Source organism: Sphingobium lignivorans (genome assembly GCF_014203955.1).
GTDB lineage: Bacteria > Pseudomonadota > Alphaproteobacteria > Sphingomonadales > Sphingomonadaceae > Sphingobium > Sphingobium lignivorans.
Genome location: NZ_JACHKA010000001.1, coordinates 1,472,474 through 1,494,649, shown reverse-complemented (window position 1 = coordinate 1,494,649; position 22,176 = coordinate 1,472,474). Strand labels below are relative to the sequence as shown.

At 67.7% G+C, this 22,176-nt stretch carries 20 protein-coding genes; 17 read left to right on the top strand and 3 right to left on the bottom strand.

Annotation, left to right across the window (positions count from 1 at the left end; translation table 11 throughout):
- Positions 1-193 precede the first annotated feature (193 nt).
- The 16 genes from mbhE to HNP60_RS06810 all read left to right on the top strand — a co-directional run bounded on the left by mbhE (position 194) and on the right by HNP60_RS06810 (position 19,035).
- Positions 194-2,923, top strand: coding sequence for a hydrogen gas-evolving membrane-bound hydrogenase subunit E (gene mbhE / locus HNP60_RS06885; RefSeq protein WP_184151832.1), 2,730 nt, complete (start codon positions 194-196; stop codon positions 2,921-2,923).
- Positions 2,920-3,300, top strand: coding sequence for a sodium:proton antiporter (locus HNP60_RS06880; RefSeq protein WP_184151829.1), 381 nt, complete (start codon positions 2,920-2,922; stop codon positions 3,298-3,300). Before mbhE ends, HNP60_RS06880 begins: the two co-directional genes overlap by 4 nt.
- On the top strand, positions 3,293-4,777 hold the full coding sequence (locus HNP60_RS06875; RefSeq protein WP_184151826.1) for a proton-conducting transporter transmembrane domain-containing protein: 1,485 nt from the start codon (positions 3,293-3,295) through the stop codon (positions 4,775-4,777). Before HNP60_RS06880 ends, HNP60_RS06875 begins: the two co-directional genes overlap by 8 nt.
- Positions 4,774-5,109 carry a Na+/H+ antiporter subunit E gene (locus tag HNP60_RS06870; RefSeq protein WP_184151823.1) on the top strand — a complete coding sequence of 112 codons (336 nt, stop codon included), beginning with the start codon at positions 4,774-4,776 and terminating at the stop codon, positions 5,107-5,109. Before HNP60_RS06875 ends, HNP60_RS06870 begins: the two co-directional genes overlap by 4 nt.
- A complete protein-coding gene (locus HNP60_RS06865) occupies positions 5,106-5,381 on the top strand; it encodes an MrpF/PhaF family protein (RefSeq protein WP_184151820.1) in 276 nt (91 codons plus the stop codon). Before HNP60_RS06870 ends, HNP60_RS06865 begins: the two co-directional genes overlap by 4 nt.
- Positions 5,378-5,725, top strand: a complete 348-nt coding sequence (gene mnhG, locus HNP60_RS06860; protein WP_184151817.1) for a monovalent cation/H(+) antiporter subunit G — start codon at positions 5,378-5,380, stop codon at positions 5,723-5,725. Before HNP60_RS06865 ends, mnhG begins: the two co-directional genes overlap by 4 nt.
- Before the next feature lie 218 nt (positions 5,726-5,943).
- A complete protein-coding gene (locus HNP60_RS06855; RefSeq protein WP_260394761.1) occupies positions 5,944-8,250 on the top strand; it encodes a S9 family peptidase in 2,307 nt (768 codons plus the stop codon).
- A gap of 391 nt (positions 8,251-8,641) precedes the next feature.
- On the top strand, positions 8,642-10,576 hold the full coding sequence (locus HNP60_RS06850; RefSeq protein WP_338056694.1) for a methyl-accepting chemotaxis protein: 1,935 nt from the start codon (positions 8,642-8,644) through the stop codon (positions 10,574-10,576).
- A complete protein-coding gene (locus HNP60_RS06845; protein WP_184151811.1) occupies positions 10,576-11,946 on the top strand; it encodes a chemotaxis protein CheW in 1,371 nt (456 codons plus the stop codon). Before HNP60_RS06850 ends, HNP60_RS06845 begins: the two co-directional genes overlap by 1 nt.
- Positions 11,943-13,025, top strand: a complete 1,083-nt coding sequence (cheB, locus tag HNP60_RS06840; protein WP_184151808.1) for a chemotaxis-specific protein-glutamate methyltransferase CheB — start codon at positions 11,943-11,945, stop codon at positions 13,023-13,025. The genes HNP60_RS06845 and cheB overlap by 4 nt, the downstream gene beginning before the upstream one ends.
- Positions 13,022-13,858: a CheR family methyltransferase gene (locus HNP60_RS06835; protein ID WP_184151804.1), complete on the top strand. Its 837-nt coding sequence runs from the start codon at positions 13,022-13,024 to the stop codon at positions 13,856-13,858. Before cheB ends, HNP60_RS06835 begins: the two co-directional genes overlap by 4 nt.
- The gene (locus HNP60_RS06830) at positions 13,858-15,756 is read left to right on the top strand and encodes a chemotaxis protein CheA (protein ID WP_184151801.1); all 1,899 of its coding nucleotides are present in this window, start codon (positions 13,858-13,860) and stop codon (positions 15,754-15,756) included. The genes HNP60_RS06835 and HNP60_RS06830 overlap by 1 nt, the downstream gene beginning before the upstream one ends.
- Positions 15,753-15,998: a hypothetical protein gene (locus tag HNP60_RS06825; protein WP_184151798.1), complete on the top strand. Its 246-nt coding sequence runs from the start codon at positions 15,753-15,755 to the stop codon at positions 15,996-15,998. Before HNP60_RS06830 ends, HNP60_RS06825 begins: the two co-directional genes overlap by 4 nt.
- Positions 15,999-16,080: 82 nt before the next feature.
- A complete protein-coding gene (locus HNP60_RS06820) occupies positions 16,081-16,464 on the top strand; it encodes a response regulator (RefSeq protein WP_184151796.1) in 384 nt (127 codons plus the stop codon).
- Positions 16,461-17,096: a chemotaxis protein CheX gene (locus HNP60_RS06815; RefSeq protein ID WP_184151792.1), complete on the top strand. Its 636-nt coding sequence runs from the start codon at positions 16,461-16,463 to the stop codon at positions 17,094-17,096. The genes HNP60_RS06820 and HNP60_RS06815 overlap by 4 nt, the downstream gene beginning before the upstream one ends.
- A gap of 4 nt (positions 17,097-17,100) precedes the next feature.
- Positions 17,101-19,035, top strand: coding sequence for a hybrid sensor histidine kinase/response regulator (locus HNP60_RS06810; RefSeq protein WP_184151789.1), 1,935 nt, complete (start codon positions 17,101-17,103; stop codon positions 19,033-19,035).
- A 54-nt stretch (positions 19,036-19,089) separates the two neighbouring features.
- Here HNP60_RS06810 and HNP60_RS06805 read toward each other — a convergent pair whose 3' ends face one another.
- Positions 19,090-19,467, bottom strand: coding sequence for a metalloregulator ArsR/SmtB family transcription factor (locus tag HNP60_RS06805; protein ID WP_184151786.1), 378 nt, complete (start codon positions 19,465-19,467; stop codon positions 19,090-19,092).
- Complete coding sequence (locus tag HNP60_RS06800) at positions 19,464-20,132, bottom strand: peroxiredoxin (protein WP_184151783.1); 669 nt, start codon at positions 20,130-20,132, stop codon at positions 19,464-19,466. The genes HNP60_RS06805 and HNP60_RS06800 overlap by 4 nt, the downstream gene beginning before the upstream one ends.
- 825 nt (positions 20,133-20,957) lie before the next feature.
- Between HNP60_RS06800 and trxC the strand changes: the two genes are divergently transcribed.
- The gene (gene trxC / locus HNP60_RS06795) at positions 20,958-21,401 is read left to right on the top strand and encodes a thioredoxin TrxC (protein WP_184151780.1); all 444 of its coding nucleotides are present in this window, start codon (positions 20,958-20,960) and stop codon (positions 21,399-21,401) included.
- Positions 21,402-21,422: 21 nt separating this feature from the next.
- Here the strand turns inward: trxC and HNP60_RS06790 are convergent, their stop codons facing one another.
- Positions 21,423-22,175, bottom strand: coding sequence for a prepilin peptidase (locus HNP60_RS06790; RefSeq protein WP_184156912.1), 753 nt, complete (start codon positions 22,173-22,175; stop codon positions 21,423-21,425).
- Position 22,176: the final 1 nt, after the last annotated feature.

Below are 22,176 nucleotides of genomic sequence, written 5' to 3'. Positions count from 1 at the left end.
CCCACCGGCTGGCAGCCGTCCTCCACGTCCCTCGAGGCGACGGCTGCTGGTCGGACCAGCCCCTTCCGCCCCCTGCCATCGTCATCCGGCGTCGCGCCGAACTCGCCGCGGCCTTGCCCACGTGGCGCCGTGGCGCGATTAGTCTTTATTTTGTTGGCCTTTATGCCCGGCACCGGTCAAAGGAAGGGGACGTATGTTTTTGATCCTGCTCGCCTCCCTAATCGGGGCAGCCCTGCTGCCGTTTGTCGCCCGCCTGATCGGCCGGGGCGCCGGTCTGGTCATATCGCTGCTGCCTTTCGGCCTCCTCGCGGCCTTTCTCTCGCTGGCGCCGATCGTGGAGCGCGGCTGGGTGCGCGGCGAGGGAAGAAACTGGGCACCCTGGCTCGGCGCGGATATCACCCTGCGGCTGGATGGCTTCTCCTTCCTGTTCTGCCTGCTCATCACCGGCATCGGCGGCCTCGTCACCATTTATGCGGGCGGTTATCTCACCAACAAGTCGCGGACGGACCGGGCGCGCTTCTTCTCCTACATCCTGCTCTTCATGACGGCGATGCTGGGGACGGTTCTCGCTGAAAACCTGCTGGTCCTGGTGCTGTTCTGGGAAGCGACGAGCATCTTCTCCTTCCTGCTGATCGGCTTCGACGGTCGCAGTGCCCGCGCGCGACGCGCCGCGCTGATGTCGCTGCAGGTGACGGCGCTGGGCGGCCTCGCCCTGCTCGCCGCCGTCATCATGATCGGCCACGCGCTCGGCAGCTATTCGATGGCGGAGGCGATCGACCGGCGGCGGGACCTCATGGCCAGCGGCTGGGGGGACGCGGTCGTGATCTGCATCCTCATTGCCGCCTTCACCAAGTCCGCGCAGTTCCCGTTCCACTTCTGGCTGCCCAATGCGATGCAGGCGCCCACGCCGGCCTCCGCTTTCCTGCATTCCGCAACCATGGTGAAGCTCGGCATCTACCTGCTCGCCCGTTTCGAGCCGGTGATCGGCGTGACCGGCTGGGGCCGCAGCCTGCTCGTGACGGTCGCCTGCATCACCATGCTGCTTGCCGCCATACAGGCGTTGCGCGCGGAGAACTTCAAGTCCGCCCTGGCGTATTCGACCATCGCCTCGCTCGGCATCCTCGTCATGCTGGTGGGGCTGGATGGCCCGGCGGCCTCGGTCGCCATGATCGGTTTCCTGCTCGCCCATGCCCTCTACAAGGCGGCCCTGTTCTTCTGCGCGGGATCGGTGCTGCACGCCACGGGCCTCTATAGCCTGCGCGCCATGGGGGGTCTTGCCCGCTTCCTGCCCCTTACCGCGCTCGCCTGCCTGGGGGCCAGCCTGTCGATGGCAGGCATCCCGCCGTTCATGGGCTTCATCTCCAAGGAGTTCCTGTTCCAGGCGCAGCTGGAGAGCAGTTGGGAGCTGGCGCCTCTCTCCATCGCTGTCATGGTCAACGCGGTTATGGTGGGCGTCGCCGGCGTCGTGACCATGCGCCCCTTCTTCCTGAATCGCGGCAAGATCACGGAAATCCGCCATGGGGAGACCTTCTCGCTGGTCGCGCCGCCTCTGGTGCTCGCGCTGGCCGGCCTAACCATCAGTCTGGACCCCGAATGGATCACCCGGATCGCCCTGCGCCCGGCCGTCGCGGCGGTCTATGGCCGCGCGGTCGAGGTCGATATCGCCGTCTGGCACGGCGTCACGCCCATGCTTCTGCTGAGCGCGGTGGTGATTGCCACGGGCGCCCTGATCGTGCGCTTCTGGGGCCCGATCCACTTGCGCCTGCGCCGTGCAAGGCGGATCGACGCCATGGCGATCGAGCCGATCTGGGAGGAATCCCTCAGAGGCCTGACCGGCGCATCCCGCGCGTTGACCGAGCGCCTTCAGCATGGCGATCTGCGCCGCTATCTGGCCATGGTGATCGGCGGCGTCGCTCTGCTGGTCGGCTGGTCGGTGATCGCGGCCGGTGCCCTGCCGCGCTTGCCGGCTGCCGAGCCGCTCCGCATCGGCGAGGCGATCGTCGTGCTGGTGGGGCTGGCCAGTGCGTTCATGGCTGCCCGCGCGCGCACGCTGCTGGCGGCGATGATCGCCACCGGTCTCTCGGGTTTCGCCATCGCTATCAGCTTCATGGCGCATGGCGCGCCGGATCTGGCGCTCACCCAGTTCACGGTCGAGGCGCTGCTGGTGGTGTTGCTGACCGCATTGCTGCTTGCCGTGCCGCTCGCCGCCCCTGCCACGCGCGCGCCGGCCATGCGAGGGCGCGATGCACTGATCGCCACCGCGCTGGCAGGGCTTTTGTGCCTCGGCATCCTCGACATGGCCGTCGGCGAGCACGTGTCGGCAGCAAGCAGCTTCTTCGGGCGCATGAGCTATGTCGCCGCGCGTGGCCATAATGTCGTCAACGTGATCCTTGTGGATTTCCGCGGCTTCGACACGCTGGGCGAAACGATGGTGATCGCGGTGGCCGCCGTGCTTGCCGGCTCCCTGCTCGCCGCGCGCGGCGGCGATGCGCCGGTCGCCGGTCCGCCGCCGGTGCATTTCTCGCTGGCCGTCACCGGACGCTGGATCGCGGGCCTTCTCCTTTTCGCGTCCCTCGTCATCCTCTGGCGCGGACATGATCAGCCGGGCGGCGGTTTCGTCGGCGGGCTGGTCGCGGCGCTGAGCTTTGCCCTGATCGCTCTTGCCTATGGCGTGGACAAGGCGGAGCGAACCCTGCGGCTTTCTCCGCTCACGCTGGTCAGCATCGGCATGGCCTGCACGCTGCTGAGCGGCCTTCCGGGCATGGCGTCGGGCCAGCCCTTCCTCACCCATTTGTGGTGGGAGCCGGAAGGCTGGCTCCCCAAGCTCGGCACCACGATGATCTTCGATCTGGGCGTCTATCTCGTCGTCCTGGGCGCCATGCTGAGTTTCCATTTCGGCCTCCAGCGGGAGGCGACGCGATGACGGTGCTTTATGCCATTGCCGGCGCGGGCATTCTGGGCTGCGCTCTCTACATGGTGCTTTCGCGCAATCTGGTGCGGATGCTGCTCGGCCTGTCGCTCCTTGCCACGGGCGTCAATCTGCTGCTGTTCCTGACCGGCCGCCTGGCGAGCCGCCAACCCCCGATCGTCCGGGACGGCGAGAAGGTGCTGGGCGACGCGGCCGATCCGATCGCGCAGGCGATGATCCTCACGGCGATCGTGATCGGGTTCGCGCTGACCGTGATGTTCGCCGTGCTGGTGCTGCGGGCCTGGCGGTCCGTTCGTTCGGTCGACGCGCGCGACGTGGATGCGGCCGAGCGCCTCGGCACGACGCGCGAGCGGGAGGCTGTCGATGACTGATGGCTGGCTGCTTGTCGCGCCTGTCCTGCTGCCGCTGCTGGGCGCTGTCGCCGCGCTCATCCTGCGCCGGCATGTGGCCGTGCTGGCGGCAGGCAATGTGGCTGTCTCGGCGGCCCTGCTGGCACTGTCCATCCTGCTGTTCGTCCGGGCCAGCGAAAGCCGGAGCGTGCCGGCGATCGTGTTCGGCAACTGGCCGGCAGGCATGGGGATCAGCTTCACCGCCGCTTTGCCCGGTGTCGCGCTGGTCGTCGTCACCGCGCTCGTCGCGCTCGCCGCTGCCCTCTATGCGCTCGTCGATGTCGGCCCCCGCCGCCGCCGGGCCGGTTACGACGCGCTCACGCTGGCCCTGATCGGTGCCGTGAACGGCGCGTTCCTCACCCACGACCTGTTCAACCTCTATGTGTGGTTCGAACTCGCGCTGATCGCCGCGCTCGGGCTTCTCACCATCGACCGGAAGCCGGCCCAGATCGATGGCGCCATCCGCTACGCCAGCTTCGCGATGCTCGCGGCGACCTTCATTCTGCTGGGCGTCGGGATCATCTACGGCATCACGGGCACGCTCGACATCGGTGCGGCAAGCGCGGCCCTCGCCCATCGCCCGCCCAGCTTCGCCTCGGCGGTCGCTGCGGCCCTGCTGCTGGGGGGCTTTGCGCTCAAGGCAGGGCTCTTCCCCTTTCACCTCTGGCTTCCGGCATCCTATCATACCGGGCCGACGGCTGCCGTGGCGGTGTTTGCCGGGTTGCTCACCAAAATGGGCTTCTATTCCCTGCTGATCGTTCTGGCGGGCGTCTTCGGCATCGGCACGGGCGGCCTCGGCGCCGCGCAACTGGTCCCGCTCCTGGGCTGGATTGCCGCGGCGACGATGATCGTCTGCGTCGCCGGGGCGCTGGCGCAAACCGACATGCGGCGCATCCTCTCTTATCATGTCGTCGCACAGGTCGGCTACATGATGGCCGGGCTGGCGCTGGCGACGTCCGATGGCATTGCCGCCGCTGTATTCTACATGATCCATTCGATCATCGTGCAGGCGAACCTGTTCCTGGGGGCCGGTCTGATCCGGCGCACGAGCGGCAGCTGGGATCTCACCCGGGCCGGCGGCATGGTGCGCACCAATCCGCTGTTCGCGGCCGTGCTGGCGGTGCCGCTCCTCTCCCTCGCTGGCATCCCGCCGCTCTCCGGCTTCTGGGCCAAGTTCATCGTGATCCGCGAGAGCCTGGACGCGGGCATGGCATGGCTGGGCGGCATCGCGATCATCGCCGGATTCATGACGATCGTCTCGGTCTCCGTCTTCTGGTCGGACGCGTGCTGGAAGGAACCGCATGGGCGCTCCGTGCGGCGTGTTCCGCTCGCGGGCCTTGTCGCGATGTCCATCCTCTCGGCCGCGACGCTCGCCATCGGATTGATGCCGCAATGGCTCTGGATCGTTGCCCGGCTCTCCGCGCAGGCGATCGGCGCGCTTTCGGGAGGCGCCCCATGACGCTCCTGCGCCGTGCCCGTGCCGTGCTGCTGCTGGCGCTCATCTTCCTGTGGGACCTGCTGGTCGCCTCGCTCGGCGTCGCGCGCATCGTCCTCTCCCCCGCCATCCGCACCGCCCCCGCGATCGTCGTCGTGCCCGTGGCGCTCGAGCGCCCGTGGGCCGTGGCGCTGTTCGCCTATTTTACCTCGCTCACGCCCGGCTCCACCTGCCTCCACGTCTCCGGGGACTGCAAGCGCCTCTATGTCCATGTGCTGGACACTGCGGATACCGAGGCCACCGTCGCGCGCTTCAAGCATCTCTACGAGCGCTGGATCAGGGAGCTCGAGCGATGATCGGCTTGCCCGTCCTTGCGGATTATCTTGCCATCGTGCTTGCCATCGCGCTGCTCTTCGCGGGCTGGCGCATGGTGCGCGGCCCGAGCTTCGTCGATCGTTTCGTCGCGCTCGACATGCTGACCGCCATCGCCGTGGGCTTCGCCGCGATCGGGACGATCGGCACGGGCCGCGGTGCCTTTCTCGATCTCGCGCTCGGCATCTCGCTCATCAACTTCGTGGCGACCGCGGCCTTTGCGGTGTTCCTCGAACGCAAGAGGAGGAAGGATTGACCCTGCTTGCCATGCTGCTCCTCTCGCTCGGGGCGCTCTTCCTGCTGGTGGCCGCGATCGGCGTGTTCAGGCTTCCCGACCCGCTCCAGCGCATGCACAGCGCCACCAAGGCCGGCACGCTCGGCGCCACGCTGATGCTGCTGGGAGTCATGCTGTCCGGCACGCTCGACGGGATGATGACCGGCTCGCTCGTCATTCTCTTCCTGCTGCTGACCTTGCCGATCGGCGCGCAATTGCTCGGACGGGCGGCTTATGTCTCCGGCACGAAGCTCGAAGGGCTCGAGCAGGATCCGCTGGAGGGCGAACTGGAGCGGGCGGAAGACCAGCCGGAGGAAACGGCCTAGCGGCGAAGACAAGTTCGCGGACTTGTCGCGAGAGAAGCGCGTTTTTCAGCCATTTCCCGCGTCATCCCGGACTCGATCCGGGATCCTGCTTCTCCTCTTTCTCCAAACCGCCTGAGGTCCCACATCCGCCTTGCTAAATAATCGTATATTGCATACGAATTCGCGCCAAACATATGACAGGGGCAATGATGACAATGAACCGGCTGGCATTGATAGCCATGGCGCCCCTTCTGGCCTTCGCGAGCGTCGCGCCGGCTGCCGCGCAGGTGAGCGCGGAGGATATCCAGCGCTCGGTTCAGCTCCAGGAGTCCTGGCTCTACCTGACTCGCGACGTCGCCGAGCCGGCCCAATGGCTGCCCGGCGGCCAGGGCTTCACCTATCGCAAGACGGTGGAGGGCGGCTTCGTTTTCGTCACTTATGACAGCGCCACGAACAGCCGGCGCGCGGCCTTCGACCAGACGGCCATCGCCGCTTCGCTCAGCAAGGCGATGAACCAGACATTCGAGCCGCTGCGCCTGCCCTTCGAGCGGATCAGCTACACGGCGGACGGCAAGGCTTTCGAATTCCGCTACGCCGAGGAAGGCTGGCGCTGCACCATCGCGGACTCGGTCTGCGCGCAGGCACCGCGCACCAGCCAGCCGCGCGGTTTCGGCGTCGTACGCGACCTGACGGTCCCGGCGATCAACACGCCGCGCCGCTCCCCGGACGGCAAGTGGGAAGCCTATGTCGAGAATTTCAACATCGCGATCCGTCCCGTCGGCGGCCAATGGAAGCGGATCAGCTTCGATGGGTCGGAGGCCAATTTCTACGATCCGGAATCCATCGTCTGGTCGCCGAATTCGAAGAAGCTCGCCGCCTATCGCGTGATCCCGGGCTATCGCCGCGAAGTGACGCGCGTCATCACGTCGCCGAGCGATCAGGTCCAGCCGAAAGTGATCGTGCAGCTTTATCCCAAGCCCGGCGATCCGGTGGACATCGACCGGCCGGTGCTCTTTCACGCGGAGACCGGCAAGCATATCGCCATTCCCGAGGCGCTGTTCGCCAATCCCTATCGCATGGGCAAGTTCAAGTGGCGCAAGGACAGCGCCAGCTTCAGCTTCACCTTCGATCAGCGCGGCCATCAGGTGGGTCGCCTGATCGAAGTCGATGCGCGGGACGGCACGCCGCGCGCGGCGGTGGAGGAGCGCGCCAAAACCTTCATCAACACCGGCTCCGGCCGCGAGTTCTACCATGAAGTCAGCGAGTTGGGTGCCGAGGTGATCTGGATGTCGGAACGCGACGGCTGGAACCACCTGTACCTGATCGACGGCCGCACCGGGAAAGTGAAGAACCAGATAACCCGGGGCGACTGGGTCGTGCGCGAAGTGGTGAAGGTGGACGATGCGAAGCGGCAGATCTGGTTCGCTGCCGGCGGCATGCGGCCGGGCGAGGACCCCTATCTCCAGCATTATTACCGCGTCGACTTCGACGGGCGGAACCTGACCCCGATGACCACGGTCGATGCTTATCACGACGTCGCATTTTCGCCGGACATGTCGATGTATGTCGACACTTATTCCCGCATCGACCTGCCGCCGGTTTCCGAGCTCCGCCGCACCAGCGACGGATCGCTGGTCGCCACGGTCGAGAAGGCCGACATCAGCCGCCTCGTCGCGGCCGGTTTCAAGGCTCCCGAGGCCTTCGTCGCCAAGGGCCGAGACGGCAAGACGGACATTTACGGCGTGATCGTGCGCCCGCGCGATTTCGATCCCAACAAGACATATCCCGTCGTCGAGAACATCTATGCGGGCCCGCATTCCAGCTTCGTGCCCAAGAAATGGTGGCCGTTCGGCTACCAGTCCAGCGGCGACAAGACGATCGGCATGCAGTCGCTCGCCGATCTCGGCTTCATCGTCGTGATGATGGACGGCATGGGCACGCTCAACCGTTCCAAGGCCTTCCATGACGTCGCCTGGAAGAACATCGGCGACACCGGCCTTGCCGACCGCATCCTGTGGCACAAGGCCGCAGCCGCGAAATACAGCTGGTACGACATCGACCGTGTCGGCATCTATGGCGGCTCGGCAGGCGGCCAGAACACGCTGATGGCGATGCTTTTCCATCCCGAATTCTACAAGGTGGGCATCGCCTATAATGGCTGCCACGACAATCGCATGGACAAGATCAGCTGGAACGAGGCGTGGATGGGCTGGCCGCTCGACGAGAGCTACGCTGCCTCCTCCGGCGTGGATAATGCCTGGCGCCTCCAGGGCAAGCTGATGCTGGTCGTCGGCGAGCTCGACATGAACGTCGATCCCGCATCGACCTATCAGGTGGCCGACGCGCTCATCCGCGCGGGCAAGGATTTCGACATGCTCACTGTGCCCGGCGGCGAGCATGGCGTGCTGCGCTCGGTGGGGCCCGTCGATTACGGCCTGCGCCGCCATTATGATTATTTCCTCCGCCACCTCGCCGGCGTCGGCACGCCGGACTGGAACAGGATGCCGGCATCGGCCCCGGGCGGAACCGTGCCCGCCGCCCACTGAGCGCCCGTCCGGAAAGCAGCCCTGACGCATCTGCGGCGCGGTGCCGCCCCGGGCGCAGCACCGCCTGCCGGTCGGCCGAGGAGGTGAAGGCCCGCAAACGAGCGAGCCTATCTTGTCACGCACGACGTCATCCCGGACTCGATCCGGGATCCAGCTGCCTTGAACACCGCCGGGTCCGGCCGGCTGGAACCGAAAGTCCCTCTGCGGATGTCGATGGAATGTGCCGGTCCCGCCCCATCTCACCACCACCCCGCCGACAAACGCACTTGCACTAGCCGGGATTAATCGTGATGCTTGGAACCCCGCATGGTCCCTGCCCTTCGCTCGGACTGCGCTCGCAAGCAATGGCGCGTTTGGAAAGCGCCATCGGGCTCCACTCTTTCCGCATCGAATGGAAGACGAACGAACCATGGCATTGGTGAAGAAGGCCACGCTCGCAAAGCGCGGCTCCATGGCGAAAGCGCCACCGGGCGAATCCACGCCGGCCCAGCCTTCCCCCTCGCGCAAGCCCCGGTCGCGCCGCGCGACCAGCGCGGTCGATCGCATCGATCAGGCGACGCAGGAGCTGGCCAGCGGCCTTGGCGAAGCAGCGGCGGCGGCGGGAGAACTCCAGCGCGCCGTCGATCAGATTTCCACCGGGGCCGAGGAAGCGGCGGGAGCGGCGCAGGAATCGCTCGGGTCAATCAGCGAGCTGCGCGGGGCCTTTGCGCATGCGGCCGAGCAGGCCGGCGCCGCGCTGCGCCAGACCGAAATGCTGCAGGCCGGGTTCAGCGATGCGGCGATGCAGATCGATGCCTCCATATCGGCCATCGCCCTCAACGCGCGCCGCCAGCTGGGTTCGGTCGCGATCATCGAGCGGCTGGAGGCCGCCGCCGATCGCATCGCGGCGGTGGGCGAGACGGTGAGCGACATTTCCGAGCAGACCGGCATGCTGGCGCTCAATGCCTCCATCGAGGCCGTGCGCGCGGGAGACGGCGGCAAGGGATTCGCCATCGTCGCGGACGAAGTGCGCGAGCTCGCCGACACGTCGGACAAGAGCGCCCGCGACATTCGCCAGCTCGCCACCGATATCGTGACGGAAATTCGCAACGCGGCGGACCGTATCCGCGCCATATCGCAAGCGGCGACGCGCGAGGCCGCGAATGGTGCCGCGATCTCCGCGTCGTTGCAGGAGGGGCGCGGCCAGCTCGACGCGCTGCTGGCCGGCGCCCGGGCGATTGCGGCGGCGGCGGGAGAAGCGACTATCGCCGCCAACGAAGCGGAACGGGGCGCCGAGCAGGTGGCCAGCGCGGCGGAGGAGCAATCCGCCGCCGGGGCCGAGGCGCAGCAGGCCATGGAGCAGCAGGCCGCTTCGCTGGACCAGAGCCAGCAGATTGCCGAGGCGCTCGGCGAGCTGACCAACGGCCTGGAAGCGAGCGAAGGCGATCAGACGCTGATCGAGCAGGTCGCGACGGCCGCCGAGCAGCTCTCCGCCATGGTGCAGGAGCTCTCCGGCGCCTCCAGCCAGATCCTCGTGGCGCTGGAGCAGATCGCGCGCGGGGCCCAGGTGCAGAGCGCCGCGACCCTGCAGGCCAGCACGGCAATGGCGCAGATCGAGAGCAGTGCGGGGCGCGCGCATGGCCTCGCCAGCGACGCGTCCGCTACCGTCCGCGACCTTGTGACGCGGGTCACCGAAGCGCGCAGCGGCGTGGGAACGCTGGCCGCCAATGTCTCCGATGGCGTGGCCGAGACGCGGGCTGTCCTGCAGCAACTCGCGACGGCCGGCGCCACGGCCCGCAAGATCGAGAAGATCGGCGACGGGCTCGCTCTGGTCGCGCTGCAGACCAACATGCTCGCGGTCAGCGGAACGGTGGAAGCCTCGCGGGCTGGCGAGGCGGGCGCGGGTTTCGCGACGGTCACCGCCGACATCCGCAAGCTCGCGCGTGAAGGCGCGGCCAATGCCGAGGATGCCAAGGATGTCGTGCGCTCCATCCAGGACCAGCTCGCTACGGCGCAGCGCGATCTGGACCAGAGCATGGCGGCAAGCGAAGCCGAGATCGGCCGCAACGAAGCGATGATCCAGCGCTTCGACGCCATGACTCTCGATCTCGGAAACGCGCGCGGCGCCAATGAGGCGATATTGGACCGCGCCGATGCGATCCTTCGCTCGGCGACCGAGGTCCGGCAGGGCTGCGACCAGATCGCCATGGCAGCCGAACTCGCCGCGACGGCCGCGCGCGAGGCCGGTTCGGCCGCGGCGCAGCAGGCGCAGGTCGCCGAGGATCTTGCCGCGGCCATCGAGGATATTGCAGCGCTCGCGGCATCGCTGGTCGGCGCGCAAGGCTGATGGCGCAGGCCGCCGAGCCATTGCTTGCCTTTCATGCCGGCGGCGTGCGCTATGGCATACCGGCCGCGCAGGTGCGCGCGGTGGCTCCCCTGCCCGCTCTCACGGCGGTGCCGCTCGCCCCGCCCGCGCTGATCGGGCTGGCCAATCTTCGCGGGGAAGCCACGCCCGTCATTGCCCTGTCGCGTCTGCTGGACCGGCCGGAGGGCGCGCCCGGCCGGCTCCTGCTGATCGAGAGCAGCAGCCGCTTCGCACTGGCGATCGACGCGGTCGAGGGCGTGGTCGGGCCGGACGATGCGCCGGAATGCCCCCCGCTCGAAACGCGCCTCGCCGAGATCTTCACGGACCGCAGGACGCTTGGCGGCCGGGCTCCGACTGCAACCCGGGCTCGCGAAATGGCGCAGGACGAGGATCGCCTGCCGCTCCTGCGCTTCATGCTCGGCGACCAGCATTTCGCCCTGCCGCTCGACGAGATCGAGCAGGTGCTGCGCGTCCCCGAGGCCATTGCCAGCCTTCCCCGCAGCGACGGTGTCGCGCTCGGCACGCTCGATTATCGCGGCGGCCTTCTGCCCTTGCTGTCGCTGGCGGCGCTGCTGGCCTTGCCGCGCGGTGATGCCAGCGGGGCGCGCATTCTGGTCGCGGTGATCGGGCAGCAGCGCGTCGGCCTGCTGGTCGATGCGGTGGATCGCGTGATCCATGCCCCGGTTTCGCGCATCGATCCCGTGCCGGCGGCTCTGCTGCGCGGAGAGGCCGAGGCGGTGGTCGCGGGCATCTATCGGCCGGTTGCCGGGGAACGGCTCGTCTCCGTCCTCGCCGCAGGGGACCTGCTCAGCCGCGACCAGATCGCGCGCCTCGCGCCCGCCCGTCCGGAAGCATCGGCGGCACCCGGGCCAGAGATCGAAACCGAAGCGCTGCTGCTGGTGCGCGTCGGCGGCCACCGGCTCGGTTTCCCCCTGGCGGCGATCGACGGTGTCGCGCGCGTCCCCGAGAGGATCACGCGCCTGCCGGGCGCACCGGATTTCCTGGCCGGGCTCGGCCGACTGCGCGGCGAGTCCTGCCCGATCGTCGACTTGCCGGTCCATCTGGGAGAAGTCGCCCGTCCCGTGCGTGGCGGAGCCATTCTCCTGTGCCGCATTGCTGGTGCCCCCGCCGGACTGAAAGTCGATGAAGTGGCAGGCATCGTCCGCGCCCCGGCCGCGCTGCTGCGCGCCGCAGGCAGCCTTGGCACCAGCCGCACCCGGCCGTTCGAGCGCGTGCTCGCGCTGGATGGCGGGGAGCGGTTCGCGCTCGTCCTGTCGGCCGATGCGCTGTTCGATCAGGTCGAGGCCGATCTGCTGCAGGCCTTCGAGCGGACACTGGCCGAACCCGCGTGACCAAACTCCTCATCGTTGACGATTCCCCGCTGATGCGGAAGCTCCTGACGGAGATTTTCGTCGAGGCCGGCGGCTTTGATCTCGCCGTCGCCCGCGATGGCGGCGAGGCGCTCGAACAATTGCATGCCTTCGCGCCCGACGTGGTGACGCTGGACATTCACATGCCGGGCCTCGACGGCCTTGCCTGCCTTGACCGGATCATGGTCGAGCGGCCGACCCCGGTGGTCATGGTCTCCTCGCTGACCGAGGAGGGCGCCGAGGAAACGCTCGAAGCGCTCTCGCTCGGCGCGGTCGATTTCGTCGCCAAGCCGCGCGGGCCGCTCTCGCTCGAAATCGACAATGTCGCGGCCCTGCTGGTGCAGAAAGTGCGGGCGGCTGCAGGCGCGCGACTGTCGCGCGCCACACGCCTCACCGACCGGGTGCGCCTGCGCACGGCAAGGCCGCCGCGACCCGCCCGGCCAGCAAAGCGCGCCGCCAGACGAAAAGCCAGCGGCAAGCTCGAAGGTGTCGCGGCCGTGCTGGTCGGCGTCTCGACAGGCGGCCCCCCCGCCCTCGACGTCCTGCTCGAGCCCATTCCTGCCGACTTCCCCTGGCCCATCGTCATCGCGCAGCACATGCCCCGCAGCTTCACGGGGCCCCTCGCGCGCCGCCTCGACGGGCGCTGCGCGATCAGCGTGGTGGAAGTGACGCGGCCCACGCCGCTGCAGCCTGGACACGCCTATATCGGCCGGGGCGATGCCGACCTGCTGGTTTCGCGGCGCTCCGCCGGGGTCGTCGCCATGCCCGCACCTGCCCGCCCCGATCTGCACTGGCATCCGAACACGGACCGTCTCGTCGAGAGCGCCATCGCGGCGCTGGGTGCGCAGGCTCTGGTCGGCGTCCTGATGACCGGCATGGGCTCGGACGGCGCGAAAGCCATGGCGGCGCTGCGCCAGGGTGGCGGCCATGTCATCGCGCAGGATGCCGGGACATCGGTCGTGTGGGGCATGCCCGGCGCGCTGGTCGCGCTTGAGGGCGCCGATCTCATTCTGCCGTTGCCGGAGATCGCGCCGCAGCTCATCGATTGGGCCGTCGGATGAGCGATGACCAGCCGCCGCTGCTGACCGGGGACCAGCTCGCCCGGCTCGGCGACCTGCTTCATCGCTGGACCGGCATGATCTTCGGCGAGAAGAAACGTTATTATGTGGAACGCAGGGTCGCCGAGCGCATGCGCCGGACCGCCAGTCCCGAGGTGGACGAGTATCTCACCACCCTGCTGCATGACACGGCCGAGCGCCGGTCGCTCATCAATGCCTTCACGGTCAACGAGACCTATTTCTATCGCGAGACCTATCAGTTCGCGGCCCTGAGCAATGCGATCCTCCCCGCCATCGCCCGCACCAAGCGCCCCGGCGACCTGCTGCGGATCTGGTCGATGCCCTGTTCCACCGGAGAAGAGCCCTACTCGATCGCGATCTGGCTGCTGGAGCACTGGCCGCTGGTGGATGCTTATCATGTCGAGATCGTGGGCTCGGACATCGACAGCGATGCGATCGCCGCAGCCCGGGCGGGGCGCTATGGCGCGCGCTCTCTCGCGCGCCTGCCTTATGCCGCGCGGCAGGCCTATTTCGAGCCTGAGCAACAGGATCATTACCGGATCATCGAGGATCTGCGCGAATCCGTGATCTTCAGGGAAGCCAATCTGATCGATACGGCATCCGTGGAGGCGCTTGGCCGCTTCGATGTCATCCTCTGCCGCAACCTTCTGATCTATTTCGACGAGAGCGCCCGGCAGCGTGCCTCGGCCAATCTCCATTCCGCGCTCCATCCGGGCGGCTATCTGTGCCTCGGCCACAGCGAATCCATGGCCCGGATCGACGACCGGTTCACGATGGTTCGACTTGACGACGCAATCGTCTATCGTCGCGACTGATGGACGATCTGCTCGCACAGTTTCTGATCGAAGGGCGGGATCTCGTCGGGCAGGCCCATGGGGATCTGCGCGCTCTTTCGGCGGACATGGCGGATGCGCGGGCCTTTGACAGCCTGTTCCGCGCTACGCACACGCTCAAGGGCTCCGTCGCGCTGTTCGACATGGCGCCGGCCGAAGCGCTGCTCCACGCAGCCGAAACGCTCCTCGATCGCGCCCGCCGGGCGGGGGTGGCGCTGTCGGCACGCCAGATGGAGGCGCTGGTCGTGGTGATCGATCAGGTCGATCGGTGGATCGACGCCATGGACGCGCAAGGGGCGCTCGATGACGATGCGGCAGACATCGCCGCGCAACTGGCTACGGCATTGGCTCTGGACGGCGCCGCTCAGGCCCCGCGCGTGCAGCGAGCCGACGCTCCCCAACCGGGCGCCACGACGGTCTTCCATTTCACGCCCGATCCCGAGAGTTTCTTTCGCGGGGAGGATCCCCTCGCGACCCTGGCCGCCGTGCCCGGCCTCCTGTCCCTTGAGATGCTGCCGGCAGAGCCATGGCCGTCGCTCGACCTGCTCGATCCTTTCCGCTGCATGGTGCGGTTCGAGGGCACGAGCAGCGCGAGCCCGGATGGCGTGCGCGCCGCCTTCCGGCTCGTGCCCGATCAGATCGAAATCGAGGCCGCGCAGGAGGCGACGCCCGACGCCGGCCCCGGCCCGGCGGACGGCATCGCCGCCACGGCCGAGAGCGGCGGATCCGTGCTCCGCGTCGATGGCGCGAGGCTGGATCGGCTCGCGACCCAGACCGGCGAACTTGTCGTCGCGGTGCACGCCCTGCAGGCGCTGGCGAGCGAGATCGCCGCGCGGGATCCCGCGCTCGGCATGGCCTTCCGGCGCGCACAGGCGGGAATCGAGCGGGCGAGCACGGCGCTGCGGCAGTCCGTCGCCGATGTCCGGCTGGTGTCGCTGCAGCCAGTCCTGCGGCGGCTGCCCCGCCTTGCGCGCGAGCTGGGCGCGACGCTCGGCAAGCCGCTCCACTTCACCCTCACCGGCGACGACACGCGGGTCGACAAGCAGATCGCCGACGGACTGTTCGAGCCGCTGCTGCATCTCGTGCGCAATGCCATCGACCACGGCCTCGAAACGCCGGAAGAGCGGGCAGCGGCCGGCAAGCCCGCGCAGGGACAGGTCACGCTCGCTATCGCGGCGCGGGGGGAGCGTCTCGTCATCAGCCTTACGGATGACGGTCGGGGGATATCGGCGGACCAGATCCGGGCGGGTGCGGTGGCCCGGGGATTGATCGACGCGGCCGATGCAGCCGACCTCACCGACATGCAGGCCATCCGCCTCATCTTTGCCCGCGGCTTCTCCACGGCTGCGCATGTGACCGACGTTTCGGGACGCGGTGTCGGCATGGATGCCGTCTCCGCGGCGGTCGAGCGGCTGCACGGCACCATCGAGATCGAGAGCGCGGTCGGCACCGGCACGACCATCCGTCTCCTCCTTCCCCTCGCCGCCATCACCACGCGCCTGCTCACCATCCATGCCGGGGGCGAGCGCTATGCCGTGCCCTTCGATCAGGTCGGCGAGACCGTCCGGCTGTCCGCATCCGAAATTCAGCAGCTGGGCCGGGGAGAAGCCTGCGTGATCCGCGATCGCACCGTACCGGTGGTCGATCTGGGCGAGGCGCTGGGCGGCACCCGGGAGCAGTCCGGCCATGCGCGCCTGATCGTGAGCCAGGCCGCCGGCGAGCCGGTCGCCTTCCGCGTCGCGGCATTCGGCGAGCGGCTCGATGCCGTGGTCAGCGAGCGGCGCGGCCTGATCGCTCGCCTGCCGGCGATCGTCGGGACCTCCCTGCTTGCCGACGGCACCGTGCTGCTCGTCCTCGATCTCGCGGAGCTGGCGGCATGAGCGTGCATGTCGCAGACGACGTCATTCGCCTCGAGGGTGCCTGCCCGGTCGAAGATGCCGAGACGCTGCTCATCGCGCTCCAGGAGGGGCCGGACCGGTCGGTCGATGTCGCCGCGCTCGCTTCCGCGCATCTTGCCGTCATCCAGGTGCTGCTCGCGACGCGGCCGAAACTCGTCGGATCCAGCGGCAATGCCTTCCTGGAAAGCTTCGTCCTGCCCGGGCTGAGAAAAGGCACGGGATGAACAAAAAGAGTATCGGGCGAATGTGGCCGCACTATAGGGAGGAAATATAGGCGCAGGCAGAGTAGAATATTGGAGTCCCGGAATGCCCGTTACCGTGATGATCGTCGATGACAGCAAGCTGGCCAGGATCGTGGCCGGCAAGGCACTGGCCGCTATTCAGCCCGACTGGCAGAAGCTGGAAGCCGGCAGCGCCGCACAGGCACTCGAGACTCTCCAAACCGCTTCCGTCGACGTCGCCCTGATCGATTTCAACATGGCGGAGAAGGATGGGCTGGAACTTGCCGCCGAGCTGCGCGCTATGCGTCCAGATATGCCAGTCGCGATCATCACAGCCAATATCCAGGACGAGGTCATTGCCCGTGCCCGCGAGGTCGGCGCGGCGTTCATCGCCAAGCCGGTGACCAGCGAGGGGCTTTCGAACTTCATTTCCGGCGCCGCCCTTCGGCTGAGATCGAGAAACGCGTGAGCGCCGAGACTCTCGTCCTGTCCGAACTGGAGCGTGATGCCCTCACGGAGATCGTCAATATCGGGGTGAGCCGCGCGGCGTCGAGCCTGCGCAAGATGATCGGCGAGCAGGTCCTGCTGTCGGTGCCTTCCATCGAAGTCGTGAGCCAGCGCCGCGCCGCGCGCCTCATCAGCGAGCGCGAAGTGAGCGAGCTGGTCGCCGTGCGGCAGGATTTTTCCGGCTCCTTTTCGGGGCGCGCCCTGCTCATTTTCCCCGAGACGAACAGCCTTGAACTGGTGCGCGCCGTGACCGGGGGCGAACTCAGCGTGCAGGAAGTCCTCGATCTCGAGCAGGAAGCGCTTGCCGAGACGGGCAATATCATCCTCAACTCCTGCCTCGCGACCATCGCGAACATGCTCAAGCGATCGCTGGTCATGACGATCCCGGAAGTCGTGCGCGGTTCGGGCGGGAGCCTGTTCGACGCCGAGCATGACGGGGCCGAGGGGCTCGTGCTCTTCCTCTACATCGATTTCGCGGTGCGCAGCCGGGACATTCGCGGCTACATCGCGATGATCCTGGACCTGCCTTCCATGGCGGCGCTCAAGGATCTGCTCGGCGAGTTCATCGCGCGCGTTGTCGGCGAAGACTTCTGAGACCATGCTGGGCTTCGAGCAGACACAGCTCACTCTGGCCGCGATGGGCGCGAGCGGCAGCTGGGCCTGGAACATCGGCGAGAACAGCCTCGATGTGGATGAGCGGTTCGCGGCGCTTTATGGTCTGGATGCCGGGGAGGCCCTGACCGGACTGCCGGCCGAAGCCTTCTTCAAGGCCATTCATCCGGCGGACCGCGCCCGCATCAAGATCGCGGTTGCCGGCATGATGGCGGGCGCCGAGCTTTTCTCCAAGGAATTCAGGATCGTCACGCCGGGTGGGACGACGCTCTGGATGCATGGCCGCGGCCAATGCGAGCTGGACGATTATGACCAGCCGCGTCGATTCATCGGCCTGCTTGTCGACGTCACCGAGCGCAAGCGCGCCGAGGAGCGGCTGCGTATCGCGCAGACGGCCGGCGGCGTCGGCACTTTCGAGTTCGTGGACGGGCATGCGACGGCAGCGGTATCGGCGGAATTCTGCCGGTTGCTCGGTCTGCATCCTGCGTCGGTCCTGCCGGTCCAGACGATCAACGCGGTCCTCGCCCCCGGCGCGCAGCCCATCCTGCCGGATGCCCGCAGCAGCCATGTTCCCGAGACGCTGGACGCCGAGTTCGAGATCATTCGCAATGACGATGGCCAGCGCCGCTGGATCGCGCGGCGGGGCGAGATACTGCCCGAGGGATCGGGCTACCGGCTGATCGGCGTGATCTACGACGTCACCAAGTCCAGGGCTATGGAAAGCGCGCTGCGCGACCTCAACGAGACGCTGGAAGAGCGCGTCCATCAGGAAGTCGTCGAGCGGCAGCAGACCGAGGAAGCGCTGCGCCAGGCGCAGAAGCTTGAAGCGATCGGCCAGCTCACCGGCGGCGTCGCGCATGACTTCAACAATCTCCTGATGGCGATCTCGAGCAGCCTGGCGCTGCTGAGCAAGCGCCTGCCGGACGATCCCAGTCTGACCCGGCTCATCGACAATGCACTGCAGGGTGCGGAGCGCGGTGCCGCCCTCACCCAGCGCATGCTCGCCTTCGCGCGGCGGCAGGACCTCTCGCCCGAGCAGATCGCCGTCCCGGAGCTGCTGGCGGGCATGAGGGAGCTAGCCCAGCGGACACTGGGCCCGTCCTGGCCGCTCGATTTCCGCTGGTCGGAGGATCTGCCGGCCGTTCTCGCCGATCCCAACCAGCTGGAAATGGCCCTCATCAACCTGCTGGTGAACGCGCGGGATGCAGTCCCCCGCGGCGGCCCGATCTCCATCCATGCCGATCTCACGACGGTCGAGGCGGGCGAACTCACCGATCTCGCGCCGGGGCGTTATGTCCGGATCAGCGTCATCGACCGCGGCTCGGGCATGGATGCCGAGACGCTGGCCCGCGCGACCGAGCCCTTCTTCACCACCAAGGGCGTGGGGAAAGGCACGGGCCTTGGCCTTTCGATGATCCATGGGCTCGCCCGCCAGCTCGAAGGCACGTTCACGCTGCAAAGCGCGATCGGGCAAGGCACCAGCGCGACGCTCTGGCTCCCCGAGTCCCGCCATGCGACCCCCTCGCCGGGCGCGGCGCCGGCCCAGCCCTCACCCCCCGTCGCGCGGCACAATCTCAACATTCTGGCGGTGGACGACGATTCGCTGATCCTCATGAACACCGCCGCATTTCTGGAGGATTTGGGGCACTGCGTGTGGGAAGCGGCCTCAGGTGCCGATGCGCTGCAGATCATCCGCGCCACGCCTGATCTGGACCTGCTCATCACCGATCATGCAATGCCCAACATGACCGGCGTCCAGCTCGCGGAACAGGCCGTGTCCGAGCGCCCCGGCCTTCCGGTCATTCTGGCGACCGGTTATGGCGAGGTCCCCACCGACAGCATGTTGCGGGTCGTCAAGCTCGGCAAGCCCTTCTCGCAGGCCGAGCTCGAGGATGCGATCAATCGCGCGATGAGCGAATAAGCTCTGCCGAACCGGACGGGAACGGCGCCTGGGCGCCGGAACCGTCGGCGCAAACTATTCCAGCATTCGCGCGAAAGTCGCTGCCGATCCCCGCACGCGCGCCTGCGTACCGCCCGGCCGTGGCCCCGCCTCTCCCGGCGCCGTCCGGGAGAGCGCCGCCAGCAGCTGCGCCGCGGCATGCAGCCCCTGGGGCGCAAGGCTGTAGAAAACCAGCTTCGCCTCGCGTCGCGTCTGCACGAGCTCCGCCTTGCGCAGCACGGCAAGCTGTTGCGAGAGGCCGGGCTGGCCCACGCCGGTCAGGGCTTCGAGCTCGCTGACCGAGGTCTCGCCATGGTCGAGCAAGGTCCGCATCAGTCGCAGCCGGACATCATGCGCCAGCGCCTTGAGGACGATGGTGATTGCGTCGAGCTCGCCATCCGTGAAGGCCGTCACGCGCCGCGTCCTCCCGGTGCGTCGGGCTGGGTGCGATAGAACCAGCAATCGTCCCCCGCCTCCGCGAGCGCCGAGCGCTGATCCTGATGCGGCGGGAGCAGCACGTCATCCCCCGGCCGCCAGCCCTCCGGGGTGACCACATTCGCGCTGTCCACCCGCTGCAGCGCGGCGAGGACACGCAGCAATTCCTCCACCGATCGGCCGACGGTCGCGGGATAGCAGAGCATCGCGCGGATGATCCCCTCAGGGTCGATGAAGAAGGTCGATCGCAGCGTCGCGGCATCCGGCGCATCCTGCGCGAGCATCCCATAGGCGCGGCCGATGACAAGCGAGGGATCCTCGACGATCGGGAAGCTGACCGTCACGCCGAAATGCTCGCGGATCGCGCGGATCCAGCCCAGATGAGCATAAACGCTGTCGACCGAGATCGCGAGCAGCGCGCAATCGAGCGCTTCGAAACGCGCGCTGGCACGCGACAGGGCGATGAACTCGCTGGTGCAGACGGGCGTGAAATCCGCCGGATGCGAGAAAAGCAGCAACCAGCGCCCCCGATAATCGGAGAGGTTGAGATCGCCCATCGTTGTACGGGCCCGGAAATTGGGCGCCGGATCCCCGATCTGGAGCGGCCTCACCGGCTCGGCGGCCCATGCATCACTGGAACTCAAACGTCCTGCTCCCTGGGGCAAATCCTGAAACCGTTGTCCTAGACGCTTACATCATGAGCGTAAACGACGAAGCGGCGTGGAAGGGTTTGGACCTGGCAGGGTGCCCCGCTGCTGGGGCGTCATGGCGGCCAGTGTCAGGGGAGGGGTTGTGTGAAGCGGCCCTGCCCCCTGCTCCTCGTCATTCCCGCGAACGCGGAATCCAGTTACACCCCGGCGCTCGTACGCAATGTCTCAGCTGGATTCCCGCGTTCGCGGGAATGACAATGTAGGGAGGAGGAGGAGACGTCTCCTTTAGTGTCGTGTCCGGTCGAGCGGCATTGGGACTGGCTGCAAACGGAGTAGCTGCCGGGCGGCTTTCGAGCGCTTGCGTAGACGGCAAAAAGACGGAATCGGGGGGAAGCACTCACTGTGTTCCGAAGGCGGTCAGAACGGCTAAATCAGTCTTGCGCAGCTCCAGGTGAACGCCCCCGCCCACGTAACGGGACTCGCCCGTGGACGCCTCACGAGCAGGATAAAGCTGTACACACCATCTGGCCCCACACTCTATGACGTTGATATTATAGCCCTTCCCATCAGGGTCAAATGACCGTCGTCCAAAATGCTGCTCTGCATATCTTATGGCCACCTCCTCAGGTCGGTTCACCGATCCTGAACATGCCAGGAGGCGCGTATGCAGCGACAACGAGTAGAAGTCTCATATCTGAAGTCCACGCAACACCGTCATCTCCCGAAAGGCTGCTTCCGGACGGAAATGCCCTATAACCGCTATTCCACAATAGCATCGAACTTGCTCACCCCTGAGCCCTGCCCAGCCGGAGCGCGCCCATGTCCGATCCCGAGCTTGTGATCTGCCCCGCCTGCGCCAGTCCCAATCGCGTGCCGGCCGCGAAGATCGGTGCTGCGCCCAAATGCGGGCGCTGCGGGGAGCGGCTGTTCGAGGGTCGGCCCACGGATGTCGCCGCCAGTGCCTTCGATCGTCATGTCGGCCGGGGGAGCCTCCCGGTGCTCGTCGATTTCTGGGCAAGCTGGTGCGGGCCGTGCCGGGCGATGGCGCCGGCTTTCAAGGCGGCCGCCGCCGAACTGGAACCGCATGTGCGCCTGCTGAAAGTCGATACCGAGGCCGAGCAGGCCATCGCCGCGCGCTACGGCATCCGCTCCATCCCCACGCTCATTCTCTTCCGGGATGGCCGTGAGATCGCGCGGCAGGCGGGCGCGATGAATCAGGCCCAGCTTGTCGCATGGACGCGACAGGCGCTCGCCGGCGCCTGACCCGCCCGGCGCGCCGCCCCGTCACAGCCCGATCGCCCGCCCCGCCCAGGCAGCCGGCACGGCCGCGAGGCAAAGGAACGTGCCCAGCGGCAGCCGGGTCGTGGCATCGATCTCGCGGCCGGTCAGCTTCAGCATGAGGGCCCAAAGCAGCCCCGCCACGCTGGCGATCAGCAGCAGGAGCGGCAGCGATTGCCAGCCAAGCCAGGCGCCCAGCGCGCCCAGCAGCTTCGCGTCGCCCATTCCCAGCCCTTCCCGTCCGCGCACCAGTCGATACGCGAGCGCGAGCGCGAAGAGGCACAGATAGCCCGCGCCCGCGCCGATCAGCCGCGGCTCGAAACTCGCCGGCAGGAACCAGTCGCCGATCGTCAGCCCCAGCGCGGCGAGCGGCAATGTGAGCGCATCCGGCAGCCAGTGATGGCGCGCATCGAGCAGGGCGAGCGTCAGCAGCAGCCAGCCGCCGGCGGCGAAGAACAGCGCGTCGGGCAGCGGCAGCCACCAGAGCAGGACGGCGCCGATCAGCGCCGCGCCCCCTTCCATGACCATGTGGACCGGATCGATCCGCGCGCCGCAGCTTCGGCACCGCCCGCGCGCGAGGAGCGCGCCGAGCAGCGGGATCAGCTCCAGCGGCCCCAGGGTGCGCCCGCAGCTGTCGCAGCGCGATCGTCCCCTGACCACCGACTCCCCCCGGGGCCAGCGCGTCACGATCGCGCCGAGGAAGCTGCCGATGATCGCGCCCGCCCCCGCGCCGAGCAGGATGCGCAGGCCGTCCTGCATG